Below are 12,795 nucleotides of genomic sequence, written 5' to 3'. Positions count from 1 at the left end.
CAGGCCTTTTTATTGCCACAGCGGTATATCTGTAACAAATCACAAGGAATGACACATTTCTATAGAGAGATGGAACATCTTTTACCTGTGCTGGCGCTGACCGCCCCGTATCATTAGGCGGCGGATTGTTCAGGTACAGGTAATGACTTTTAAAGACTTTGATGCGGAAGAGAAACTCTTCCTGAGACGTGTGATTGTGGCGTTTGGTGTAGTGGTTGTCTGCTTTGGTATCCTGATCTTCAACCTCTATAACTTGCAAATCCGTCAGCACCACTACTACACCACCCGTTCGAATGAGAACGATATCAAGATGCTACCCGTCGCGCCCACGCGCGGCATCATTTACGATCGCAACGGCATTCCGCTGGTGCGTAACGTAACCTGGTATGATATCGCGGTTACGCCCTATAAAATTGCCGATATGGATGCGCTGCTAAAACAGCTCACCCCTATTGTTGATCTCTCCCCCGATGATATCGCCGACTTTCGCCATGCGCTAAAATCCAGTAGCCGCTATCGTCCGGTGGTGCTCAAAAACGCGCTAACGGATGTTGAAATCGCACGCTTTGCGGTCAATCAGTTTCATTTCAACGGCGTCACGATCAATAGCTATCAGGATCGGCAGTATCCTTACGGCGCGGAGCTGGCGCATGTTCTCGGTTACGTGTCAAAGATAAACGATAACGACCTTAAAGCGCTGGATAAAAAAGGGCTGGCAGAGAATTACGCGGCGGACCATAACATCGGTAAACAGGGGATTGAGCGTTACTACGAAAACGATCTTCATGGCAAAACCGGTTATCAGGAGGTCGAGGTGGATAATCACGGGCGTATTGTCCGCCTGCTGAAAGACGTTCCTCCCATCGCGGGTAAGAACATTCACCTGACGCTGGATCTCCATTTACAAGAGTACATTGAAAGTTTGCTGGCCGGGCAGCGTGCTGCCGTACTGGTTGAAGATCCGCACGATGGTTCAGTGCTGGCGATGGTATCTATGCCCAGCTACGACCCGAACCCCTTTGTAAAAGGCATTAGCTATCAGGATTACGGCAAACTGCTGCACGATAAAAATCTGCCGCTGATCAACCGCGTGACGCAAGGGCTTTATCCCCCGGCGTCAACGGTTAAACCCTATATGGCGATGTCCGCGCTGTTATGCGGGATTATTACGCCGCAAACCACCTTCTTTGGCGCGCCAACCTGGACGCTTCCCGGCACGCAGCGTCATTACCGGGACTGGAAAAAAACCGGACACGGTATGCTGGATGTCACTAAAGCGATTGAGGAATCTGCGGATACCTTTTTCTATCAGGTCGCTTATATGATGGGTATTGACCGTATCGACACGATGTTGTCTCAGTTCGGCTATGGCAAACCGACGGGCATCGACCTTAATGAAGAGTATGACGGGCTGCTTCCCAGCCGCGCATGGAAACAGCGGGTCCATAAAAAAGCCTGGTATCAGGGCGATACCATCTCTGTCGGCATCGGCCAGGGCTACTGGATTGCCACCCCCATCCAGATGGTAAAAGCGATGGTGGCGCTCATCAACAACGGTAAGGTGATTGCCCCTCACCTGTTACTCAATGAAGAGAGCGGCAAAACGGTGGTTCCGTATCGTCCTTCAGGAACACCGGCACAGATAGCCGATCCGGCGTCGCCATACTGGGGACTGGTGCGTCAGGCGATGTACGGCATGGCGAATGCGCCCAACGGAACGGGCTATAAGTTCTTTCACACCGCGCCCTACGGCATTGCGGCCAAAAGCGGCACGTCGCAGGTGTTTAGCCTGAAAGAAAATCAGACCTACAATGCGAAAATGATCCCCATTCGCCTGCGCGATCATGTGTTTTATACCGCTTTTGCACCGTATAAAAACCCTAAGGTCGCTATTGCCTTGATTCTGGAAAACGGAGGAAGCGACGGCGTTACCGCCGCACCCATCATGCGAAAAATCCTTGACCACCTGTTTGATCCACAGGCTGATACCACACAGCCGGATCAGGTGCCATAGTCAAATAAGCAAAGCGCCATCAGACAAGGATACGACCGGAATATCCGCATACATCAGAAATAGTTACGCAGATATTCCGTCAAACACAGCATTGCCATCGCCTGCCCGTAAGGCATAGAGGTCAACGGAATATGACGGTAAAAATCGAGATCGTGGCCCATGCCAGTGCCAAATGACGTTTGCAGCAGTTCGCCTTCCGGCGAGATATGTTTCACTATCCCCCGAATAGCTTTTTCCGCCACCTGCGCATAGTGCCGTTCGACATAGCGTTTGCGCACCGCTTTAAGAATACCGTAGGCAAAACCCGCCGTCGCCGACGCCTCAAGATAAGAGTGCGGATCGTCAAGCAGCGTATGCCACAAACCGCTTTCATCCTGACATTTCGCCAGCGCGGCGATCTGCGCATTCAGTACCTGGACCAGATAACGGCGCACGGCATTATTTTCCGGCAAGTCCAGCAGTTCAAGAAAATCCGGGATCACAATGGTCAGCCAGCTGTTGCCGCGCGCCCAGCGAGCGTTAGCGAAGTTATGATGACCGTCATAGCTCCAGCCGTGGAACCACAGCCCCGTCTCTTTATCCATCAAATTCTGCACGTGCAGCAGGAACTGATAGGTTGCCTCTTCCACATATTCCGGCCGGTTCAACAGCTTACCGATTTTCGCCAGCGGCAGCACCGTCATCATTAGCGTGTCGTCCCACATCTGCTGATGATTTTCCTCCGCCAGCGTGATGTGCTGCATTCCGCCGTGATCGGTACGGGGCATTTCATTCATCGCCCATTCGGCCCACGTTTCCAGCCACGGTAAATACGCTGGATTACGCGTCTCTTCATAGCGATACGCCAGCGTTAAAAATGGCGCCATCGTATTAACGTTTTTCGTCGTCGCGCCTTCCGCAAAACGATCGGCAAACCAGTCATCAATGATCTTACGCATCGTCTGGTCGCCGGTCTGTTGATAATAGTGATACATTCCGTACAGGCCCACGCCGTGCGTCCACTCCCATCCGGCCCAGCCTTTAGTATCGATCACGCGTCCGTCGTCCAGTCGCAATAAAAATTCGCCCGTCTCATCTTTAATATTGACCAGGTTATGCGTCACCTTTTGCACCAGGGCTTTTAGTTCATCTCTGGCGATAAAATGCTCAGGCTGACGCAATAGCGGACTGTGTTTGACTGGATAAACCATCATTTGCTTAACCTCTGTGTAATGTCGAATTCAGTGCTGCGTGCAGTTTTACCGCGGACGCAGTCGATTCGCTACAGTAAAAGCTAAGCTGGGCGGAAACCTTTTTGTTTCTGCCATTGCCAGAGCGTAAATGGCAAAAACGCAAAGAGTCCGGCAACCTACCTCACCATTTTATAAAACGGTGTTTCTATTTATTCAAAAAGAGAGTCAGGTCTGCTACCTGGCAAAGAAAGGAACGGTTAGCGGTAGTTCACAATCACCTGATTGCTCCGCACTTTTAACGCCGGGATAAGTCTGCCGCCGCCGGGGACTTCCCAGACAAAGCGGAGCGGCTCGACTGCGGGAACATGGGCAAAACCGTGGGTCGTGCCACTCTGACCATCGAGTTCTACGCAACGGGACTGGGAACATAACCGTACCCGTAATCCCGCGGGAGTCGGGCCATTCAGTTCATAACGCCAGGCGACCAGCGTCATCACACCGGAAACTGGCTGACGCGCCGACAATGGCGAAGACGATGCGGAAACGCCCCGGTAATTTAAGGTTACGCCCATACCGCTATCCTGCCACGCGCCTTCGCCTGCGGCCTGAACCGTCAGGGGAAAGAGCAACACCGCCAGCCACTTACGCATTATTTTCCTCCAATGGTCGCCGTCATGCGGATATGACGGTTATCGGAAAGCTCAAGGTTCGACAACACCACCAGCTGCGGTAAACTGCGCCGCAAAAAGCGGGACAATAATGGACGTAGCGCATGGTTAACCAGCAATACCGGCGGCGCGCCAAGCATCTCCTGGCGAGAAAGCGCCTCTTGCGTCTGCGCCAGCAGGCGATCCGCCAACCCCGGCTCAAGTCCACCGCCGCCCTGCAATGCCTGAAGTAGCAAACGCTCCAGCGCGGTATCCAGGCCAATCACCTGCACTTCTTCATTACCGGGGAACCACTGTTGCGTAATCGCTCGTCCTAATGCCACGCGTACCACGGCGGTTAATTCATGCGGATCGCTTTGTAACGGCGCATGTTCCGCCAGCGTTTCCAGAATGGTGCGCATATCGCGAATCGGAACTTTTTCCGCCAGTAAGTTTTGCAGGACTTTATGTAAAGTCGTGAGGGTCACGACGCCGGGGACCAGATCTTCCGTGAGTTTAGGCATCTCCTGAGAGACACGATCCAACAGTTGCTGCGCTTCCTGGCGGCCAAACAGTTCAGCGGAGAATTGGCCAATCAAGTGGTTAAGATGCGTCGCCACAACGGTACTGGCTTCAACGACGGTAAAGCCCTGAATTTGCGCCTGCTCTTTCAGGGCGCTTTCAATCCAGATGGCATCAAGGCCAAAAGCTGGATCGACGGTTTTCTCGCCCGGTAGCGTTCCCGCCGCCGTGCCGGGGTTAATAGCCAGCCAGCGTCCCGGATAGGCGTCCCCGCTGCCGATCTCTACCCCTTTCATCAAAATACGGTAGCGCGCAGGCTGTAAATCCATATTGTCGCGAATATGGACCACCGGCGGCAGGAACCCCATATCCTGCGCGAATTTTTTACGAATGCTGCGAATACGTCCGAGCAATTCGCCATCCTGTTGAAAATCCACCATCGGGATCAGGCGGTAACCCACTTCCATTCCCAGTGAATCCTCAAGCTGTACGTCATTCCAGGTGGCTTCGACCACCGAGTTATTTTCCGGCATTTTTACCGGCTGCGGCTCCTCTGGCGCTTTTTCTTCACGCCCGCGCAGCCACCATGCCAGGCCGAGCAAAGCGGCGGTAAAAAGTAAAAATACCAGATTAGGCATTCCTGGCACCATGCCAAGCAGCCCCAGCACCGCCGCCGCCAGCAGCATCACCCTTGGATTACTGAACAGTTGGCCAACCATCTGCTCGCCTACATCCTGATCGGTACTGACGCGGGTCACAATGACGCCCGCCGCCGTGGAGATAACCAGCGCCGGGATCTGGGCGACCAGGCCGTCGCCAATGGTCAGCAGGGTGTAGCTTTCCGCCGCGCTGCCCATGCTCATTCCGTGCTGTAATACGCCGACCAGCAGCCCGCCGACCACGTTAATGACCATGATGAGAATACCGGCGATGGCGTCGCCGCGCACAAATTTACTTGCCCCGTCCATCGAGCCGTAGAAGTCGGCTTCCTGCGTGACTTCCGAACGCCGTTTTTTGGCCTCGTCTTCACCAATCAGACCGGCATTAAGATCGGCGTCAATCGCCATTTGCTTGCCGGGCATACCGTCCAGCACAAAGCGCGCGCCGACTTCGGCAATACGTCCGGCGCCTTTGGTGATGACCATGAAGTTGATAATGACGAGGATGATAAAAACCACAATCCCGATCGCGAAGTTACCGCCGACCAGGAAATGACCGAACGCCTCCACCACCTTTCCCGCCGCCGCCGCGCCGGTATGCCCTTCCATCAAAATAATGCGCGTTGAGGCAACGTTAAGCGCCAGACGCAGTAGCGTGGTAAACAGCAGGATGGTCGGAAACGCGGCAAAATCCAGAGTACGCTGGGTAAACATCGCCACCAGCAGCACCATGATCGATAGCGCAATATTAAAGGTAAACAATAAGTCGAGGATAAAAGCAGGCAGCGGCAGCACCATCATCGACAAAATCAGCAGAATGAGGATCGGCCCGGCAAGAATTTGCCATTGCGTCGATTTCAGGTTGCTGGGCAGGCGCAGCATCGCGACCAGATTAGCCATCAGTATTCTTCTCGTTCATAAAATCCAGCGCTTCTGGCACCGGAAGGTTCTCAGGTTGTGGAGGACGTTGCCCGCCCGCAAGCCGCCAGCGTTTAAGCTGCCAGACCCAGGCCAACACTTCCGCAACGGCAGCATATAACTGCCCGGGAATTTGCTGACCGATTTCGGCGTGGCGATATAATGCCCGCGCCAGCGGCGGCGCTTCTAAAGTGGGAACCCGATGTTCAGCGCCGATCTCGCGAATGCGCAGCGCTATTAATCCAGCCCCCTTCGCGACCACTTTCGGCGCGCTCATTTTGTTTTCGTCATACTGCAGCGCCACGGAATAGTGCGTCGGGTTAGTGACAATGACGTCCGCTTTCGGCACATCTTCCATCATGCGACGCTGCGCGGCGGCGCGTTGCATCTGGCGAATTTTGCCCTTAACATGCGGATCGCCTTCGCTCTCTTTAAATTCGTCGCGGATGTCCTGCCGCGACATGCGTAATTTTTTCAGGTGGCTAAAGATCTGGAAAAACACGTCAAATCCCACCATCGGGATCACGCCCAGTACCACCAGTAACGCGCAGAGTCCAACCAGATCCAGCGCATTCCCCATTGCGACGATCGGCGACTCCGCCATCAGGCGCATCATTTGTGGCCAGTGATGCCAGAGATAAAAGCCGGTAACGCAGCCGACCAGCGTGGATTTCAACACCGCTTTTAGCAGTTCCGCGCCGGTCTGCGCCGAAAACATGCGCTTAATTCCCGGCAGCGGGTTTAATTTAGAAAATTTTGGCTGTAGCGACTTACCGCTAAAAATCAGGCCGCCAAGCATAACCGGCGAGATAAGCGCCACCAGCACCACGCCCGCGATGAGCGGTAGCAGTGCCATCATCGCCGCTTTAATCAGCAAAATTATCTGCCCCAGGATCAGGTTAGGATCGTTCACCATACGGTGATCGAAGTGCAGGCCTGCTGAGAGCATTCCCGCCAGCTGCCGCGCTAACGACTCGCCGCCGAACCAAATAATACAAACGCCCACCAGCAATATCAGCAGTGAGGTCAGTTCTCTGGAACGGGGGATCTGCCCTTCTTCCCGCGCTTTTTCAAGTCGGTGGGGTGTGGGGGCTTCTGTTTTGTCGTCGTCGCTCTCTTCTGCCACGCAGCAAACCCTGGATAGATTGATAAGCGAGAATGATGCCAGAACCGCTTTACGCCAATGGGCAGAGTAAGCGGTAAAAAAGGCGGGGTTTATGGCGTTAATAGAGATAGCCGGATACGATAAGAAAGTCTCGTATCCGGCCTGGTTGACGGATTCGGACCCGATAAGCGCCGCGCCATCAGGTCAAAAAAGCTTAAAAGCCAAGACTGTCCAGCAGGTCGTCCACCTGATCCTGACTGGCGACGACGCCAGCTTTCGAGGTATCCACCTGCGGGCCGTTGAGCAAGCTTTCGTTCTCGCGTTTTGGTCGCGCGCTCTGTTCCGGGATGTTTTCCAGCAGCACCATTAACAACTGGCGCTCAATCTCCTGAATCACGTCCATCATGCGTTTGATCACCTGACCCGTCAGATCCTGGAAATCCTGCGCCATCATGATGTCCAGCAGTTGCGCGTTAGTAAAACTAGTATGGCCCGGGACATCCCTGAGAAACTGGCGCGTATCCGTCACCAGTTCACGGGCGTCGGAAAGCTCGATCGGATTGTCAAACCACTCGTCCCAACGTTGGGTTAGCGCTTTCGCCTCTTTTTCCATCGCATCCTGATGCGGCTGCGAGGCTTCGACACTGTTTAGCGCGCGTTCCGCCGCCTGCGCCGTCATCTGGACGACATAATCCAGACGGTCGCGCGCATCAGGGATCGCTTCCGCCGCTTCGGCAATCGCCTGGTCCAGCCCCAGTTCACGCAGGCTGTCGCGCAGCATTCGGGTCAGACTACCGATGCGCGCAATGATGTCTCCTGCTGAGCCTTCATCAGCAGGCTTGATAGATGGTTGCATCATCATCGCATCCTCACATGCCCAGTTTCTCAAAGATTTTGTTGAGCTTCTCTTCCAGAGTCGCTGCGGTGAACGGTTTTACGACATAACCGCTGGCGCCAGCCTGTGCGGCGGCGATAATATTCTCTTTCTTGGCTTCCGCCGTGACCATCAACACGGGTAACGCCGACATGGCGCTATCGGCGCGAATGGTTTTCAGCAGCTCCAGGCCATCCATGTTCGGCATGTTCCAGTCAGAGATAATAAAACCAAAGCCGCCTGCCTGGAGCTTGTTCAGCGCATCGACGCCGTCTTCGGCCTCTTCCACATTGTTAAATCCAAGCTCTTTTAAGAGGTTGCGCACGATACGACGCATGGTCGAAAAGTCATCCACAACCAAAAATTTAAGCTCTTTATCCGCCATAAAATACTACTCCTGGTTCAAATACGTATCGCCTGTCCGGCACTGATTTTCGCCAGCATCTGCTGGCTTACCTGGCTAAGATCGACCACTTCGCTTACGCCACCCATATTGATGGCCTCGCGCGGCATGCCGAACACCACACAACTTGCTTCGTTTTGCGCAATGGTCCAGGCGCCAGCCTGGTACATCGCTAACATTCCAGCGGCGCCATCGTTGCCCATCCCCGTAAGAATGACGCCTACGGCGTTGCGCCCCGCGTGTTTCGCCACCGAATGAAACAGCACATCCACGGAAGGCCGATGCCGGTTTACCGGCGGGCCATCATGAATTTTGATTTGATAATTCGCCCCGCTACGCGCCAGCTCCATATGCTTGTCGCCGGGCGCAATGTAGGCATGACCTGGCAATACGCGTTCGCCGTCCTCGGCCTCCTTCACGCTGATTTGACAGAGTTTATTCAGACGCTCGGCAAACGAGCGGGTAAAGCCAGGCGGCATATGCTGCGTAATAATCACTGCCGGACTGGAAAGCGGCAGCGGTTGCAGCACATGTCGGATAGCTTCAGTACCGCCCGTTGAAGCGCCGATAGCAATCAGTTTTTCCGAACTGAGCAGCGGACCGGCTTTTAAGGTTGCCGGGGCCGCCATCGGTTTATGTGCGGCGATGCGGGCCCGCGCGGCGGTACGCACTTTTTCGGCGATCATCTCGCTATACGCCAGCATACCTTCACGAATGCCAAGCTGCGGTTTGGTGACAAAATCGATGGCCCCCAACTCCAGCGCCCGTAGCGTCACTTCGGAACCTTTCCCGGTCAGCGAAGAGACCATCACCACCGGCATCGGTCGCAGGCGCATCAGTTTTTCCAGAAAATCGAGGCCGTCCATACGCGGCATCTCAACGTCCAGGGTCAATACGTCCGGATTAAATTTTTTGATGAGATCCCTGGCGACCAACGGGTCCGGCGCAGTCGCTACCATCTCCATATCGCTATGGCTATTAATAATTTCAGTCATGATTTGGCGCATTAGCGCGGAATCATCAACTGACAATACCCTGATTTTACTCATGCTTTATCCTTACTTAGCGCATACACCGTCTGTCCGCGCAGGCTAAACTCGCGCACGAGGTTGCTAAAGTTTTCTGAGTGACCGGCAAACAACAGTCCGTCAGGTTTAAGGAGTGGAACAAAACGGCGCAGAATGTCCTCCTGAGTCGTTTTATCAAAATAGATCATGACGTTACGGCAAAAAATCGCGTCAAAGGGACCGGGTACGTTGTACTGCTTTTCCAACAAATTAACGGAGGAAAATTCAACATAATTGGCCAGTTCCTGACGCACGCGCACCAGTCCTTCATGCGGCCCCGTACCGCGCATGAAGTAACGTTGTAGCTGCTGCGGCGATAACGTTTTCAGTTCGCTGAGGCGATAAATACCGCTTCTCGCTTTTTCCAGCACTTCAGTATCAATATCGCTGGCGAATACTTTCCAGCGACCGGGGGCCATCCCCAACGCATCCGCCAGCGTAATGGCGATACTGTAAGGTTCTTCTCCTGTCGATGCCGCCGCACTCCAGACGCGGTACTCGCCGTGGCGGCGACGCGCATGTTCCGCAAGGATGGGAAAATGGTGCGCCTCGCGAAAAAAGGCGGTCAGGTTGGTAGTCAGAGCGTTGATAAAAGCCTGCCACTCAGCGCTGTTTTGATTAGCCTCCAGCATACTGAGATAACGGCCAAAATCATCCAGTCCCAGGGCACGCAGCCGACGGACCAGGCGGTTATAAACCATATCCCGCTTATGGTCGGCCAGCACGATCCCTGCGCGCTGGTAGATTAATTGACATATCCGACGAAAATGCGCGTCGGACAGCGCGAGGCGCTGTGTCATCTGTAACAATACTGACGTTTGCCCGGAGGGCAGAGATGATGTCATAGCGCCTTCTTAATCACATTCAAAGTACAACGGGCGCGCCCTGCGGCAGCGCCATGCTTCCCGTATTACACATTTTTTGCTTTTATCTATGCGAACCAGACGAAAGGGATCGGCGGGTTCGCAAATTAATCGAGAACCGACAGCGCACGTCGATCAGAAGGTTTCCCAGTTCGCATCATCCCCGGCGGCTAAGGGCCGCGGCGTATTGCCGGACTGAGCGTCCACTGAAAAACGCATCTCAGGTTTATTTACCGCCAGCGGTCGCGATGCCAGGCGGAAAGCCGATACCGCCTGGGTCAGACGGCTGGCCTGCTCTTCCAGCGCGGCGGCGGCCGCTGCGGATTCCTGAACCAGCGAGGCATTCTGTTGCGTTACGCGATCCATTTCGGAAACGGCCAAAGCGACCTGATCGATACCCCGGCTTTGCTCATCCGAGGCGGAGGCGATTTCGCCCATGATATCCGTGACGCGCGTAACGGCATTGACGATGTCAGTCATGGTTTCCCCGGCGCTTTCCACCAGCACTGAACCGGTATCGACACGCGAGACGGAATCTTCAATCAACGCTTTTATTTCTTTCGCCGCCTGGGCACTGCGGCTGGCCAGATTACGCACCTCGCCTGCCACGACCGCAAAACCGCGCCCCTGCTCTCCCGCGCGCGCCGCTTCTACCGCCGCGTTCAGCGCCAGAATGTTAGTCTGGAAGGCAATACCGTCGATAACGCTGATAATGTCAGCGATTTTTTTCGAACTGTCGGCAATTTCGTGCATGGTGTTTACTACGCCGTCGACCACTTTGCCGCCATGGCGTGCGGTCTCGGAGGCGCTTTGCGCCAGTTGCGAAGCCTGACGGGCGTTATCGGCGTTTTGCTTCACGGTGGCCGTCAGTTGTTCCATGCTGGCAGCCGTCTCCTCCAGAGCGGAGGCCTGCTGTTCGGTACGGGAAGAGAGGTCGGTATTACCGGCGGCAATTTCACTGGTGCCGGAATAAATCGCATCCGAACCTTCACGAACCTGCGTTACGGTGTCAATCAGCGAGCGTTGCATATGTTCAACCGTTCCCGCCAGTTCGCCAATTTCATTACGTCCTGAGACGGTGAGCGTTTTCGTCAGATCGCCGCTGGCAATTTCACGGATATGAGTAATCACTCGCGCCAATGGGTTAAGCAGGGCATGACGAATGCCGAACCAAACCACCATCAAAATCAGCACCAGCACGACCGCAAGAACCCCCAGTTGCCATTGCGCAAAACGGTAGTCATGAGCGCTTTGATCAAATGTCTGGCGGTACAGGTTTTCGCTCACCCGGGCGTAATTGCCCAGCGCCTCGCCCAACGCGTTTTGCATTCCCTGGGTTGGCTGGGCGAAGTAGGCATCCATATTGCCATTGTCCAGAAACTGAATAAGTTCGGCTAATGCGGCCTGATAGCGCTGATATTTTTCATCGACGTTCGCGCTGGCCTCCGCCATCGCTGGCAATGGCGTCATATTTTTGAAATTGGCGTAGTGCGCCGCCGCCTGTGCGAGAGTCGTTTTTGCATTCTGGAGTAAATCCGTTTTGGCGCTGCTCTGCTGGTTAGAAGCGTCCATCATCATGCGTGCGGCGGAGCGGCTCAGGTTAATGCGCGTTTGCAGCATTAAGTCCCATGTCGACGTGAGTTCGCTTTGTTGCTGGCGTAATTCGTTAGAAATAACAAAACCTTGCTGGTTATGCTGTAATGAAGAAAACAGCAAACCACCGGAAACAAGCTGTAGCAGTGCGAAAACCCCCAGCACCATCATCAGCATTGTGACAACGCGGATACGGTTAAACATAAGGCACCTTCCTGATAACGAGTTATCAACGTTATCGGCACCTGCGGTGATAACTTTACTTTTGCAAAAAGGAAATACGCTGTTCCGGAAGACGATATTGACAATAACAGTGTCGCAGCGGCGATGCCGGCACAAAATGCAGGGGCTGGGCGCGGGCGATGAAGAGGAACTCTCACCGCTGGCGGAAGCATAACGGTGAATATTGCCGGATGGCGCGACGCCATCCGGCAACGTTATTACGCGACGTGTGATGCTGCGATATCCAGCAGCGCCATCTCTTCGCTGTTAAGCAGTTTTTCGATATTCACCAGAATCAGCATACGCTCGCCGAGCGCGCCCAATCCCGTCAAATATTCTGTTGACAAGGTCACGGCAAATTCTGGCGCCGGACGGATCTGTTCCGCCGTTAACGACAGTACGTCAGACACGCCGTCTACCACTATCCCGACGACGCGTTGCCCCAGATTCAGTACGATCACTACCGTATTGTCATCATACTCAACGTCGCCTTCGCAGAATTTCACGCGCAGATCGACAATGGGGACAATCACGCCGCGCAGGTTAGTCACCCCTTTTATAAAGGCCGGTGTATTGGCGATGCGCGTCACCTGGTCATAGCCACGGATCTCCTGCACTTTCAGGATATCGATGCCGTACTCTTCATTTCCCAGTGTAAACACCAGGAATTCCTGACCTGACGGCTCGCCGGCCAGTTTGCTTACATTACTCATACCGGTCATATTATTCCCTTCTC

At 54.3% G+C, this 12,795-nt stretch carries 11 protein-coding genes; 1 reads left to right on the top strand and 10 read right to left on the bottom strand.

Annotated features, from left to right (window positions below; genetic code table 11):
* Positions 1-142 precede the first annotated feature (142 nt).
* Entirely contained in the window at positions 143-2,014 is a 1,872-nt protein-coding gene (gene mrdA / locus NA197_RS13365; RefSeq protein ID WP_052932133.1) for a penicillin-binding protein 2, read from the top strand.
* A gap of 53 nt (positions 2,015-2,067) precedes the next feature.
* Here the strand turns inward: mrdA and bglB are convergent, their stop codons facing one another.
* The 10 genes from bglB to cheW all read right to left on the bottom strand — a co-directional run bounded on the left by bglB (position 2,068) and on the right by cheW (position 12,781).
* Positions 2,068-3,207 carry a beta-galactosidase BglB gene (bglB, locus tag NA197_RS13360; RefSeq protein WP_000989908.1) on the bottom strand — a complete coding sequence of 380 codons (1,140 nt, stop codon included), beginning with the start codon at positions 3,205-3,207 and terminating at the stop codon, positions 2,068-2,070.
* Between the two features lie 236 nt (positions 3,208-3,443).
* A complete protein-coding gene (gene flhE, locus NA197_RS13355; protein WP_001233622.1) occupies positions 3,444-3,836 on the bottom strand; it encodes a flagellar protein FlhE in 393 nt (130 codons plus the stop codon).
* Complete coding sequence (gene flhA, locus NA197_RS13350) at positions 3,836-5,914, bottom strand: flagellar biosynthesis protein FlhA (protein WP_000002392.1); 2,079 nt, start codon at positions 5,912-5,914, stop codon at positions 3,836-3,838. The genes flhE and flhA overlap by 1 nt, the downstream gene beginning before the upstream one ends.
* The gene (flhB, locus tag NA197_RS13345; RefSeq protein ID WP_000797081.1) at positions 5,907-7,058 is read right to left on the bottom strand and encodes a flagellar biosynthesis protein FlhB; all 1,152 of its coding nucleotides are present in this window, start codon (positions 7,056-7,058) and stop codon (positions 5,907-5,909) included. The genes flhA and flhB overlap by 8 nt, the downstream gene beginning before the upstream one ends.
* A gap of 193 nt (positions 7,059-7,251) precedes the next feature.
* A complete protein-coding gene (gene cheZ, locus NA197_RS13340) occupies positions 7,252-7,896 on the bottom strand; it encodes a protein phosphatase CheZ (protein WP_000983586.1) in 645 nt (214 codons plus the stop codon).
* Positions 7,897-7,906: 10 nt separating this feature from the next.
* Positions 7,907-8,296, bottom strand: a complete 390-nt coding sequence (cheY, locus tag NA197_RS13335; protein ID WP_000763861.1) for a chemotaxis response regulator CheY — start codon at positions 8,294-8,296, stop codon at positions 7,907-7,909.
* Positions 8,297-8,313: 17 nt separating this feature from the next.
* The gene (cheB, locus tag NA197_RS13330) at positions 8,314-9,363 is read right to left on the bottom strand and encodes a protein-glutamate methylesterase/protein glutamine deamidase (RefSeq protein WP_000036389.1); all 1,050 of its coding nucleotides are present in this window, start codon (positions 9,361-9,363) and stop codon (positions 8,314-8,316) included.
* Positions 9,360-10,226, bottom strand: coding sequence for a protein-glutamate O-methyltransferase CheR (gene cheR, locus NA197_RS13325; protein WP_000204362.1), 867 nt, complete (start codon positions 10,224-10,226; stop codon positions 9,360-9,362). Before cheR ends, cheB begins: the two co-directional genes overlap by 4 nt.
* A gap of 153 nt (positions 10,227-10,379) precedes the next feature.
* On the bottom strand, positions 10,380-12,041 hold the full coding sequence (tar, locus tag NA197_RS13320) for a methyl-accepting chemotaxis protein II (protein WP_064043330.1): 1,662 nt from the start codon (positions 12,039-12,041) through the stop codon (positions 10,380-10,382).
* Between the two features lie 236 nt (positions 12,042-12,277).
* On the bottom strand, positions 12,278-12,781 hold the full coding sequence (gene cheW / locus NA197_RS13315) for a chemotaxis protein CheW (protein ID WP_000147295.1): 504 nt from the start codon (positions 12,779-12,781) through the stop codon (positions 12,278-12,280).
* Positions 12,782-12,795 lie beyond the last annotated feature (14 nt).

Origin of the sequence: Salmonella sp. NW884 (assembly GCF_051700745.1) — a bacterium.
In the GTDB taxonomy this organism is placed as follows: domain Bacteria; phylum Pseudomonadota; class Gammaproteobacteria; order Enterobacterales; family Enterobacteriaceae; genus Salmonella; species Salmonella enterica.
Note: the sequence above shows the minus strand (reverse complement) of the source record. Positions and strands in the feature narration are given on the sequence as shown.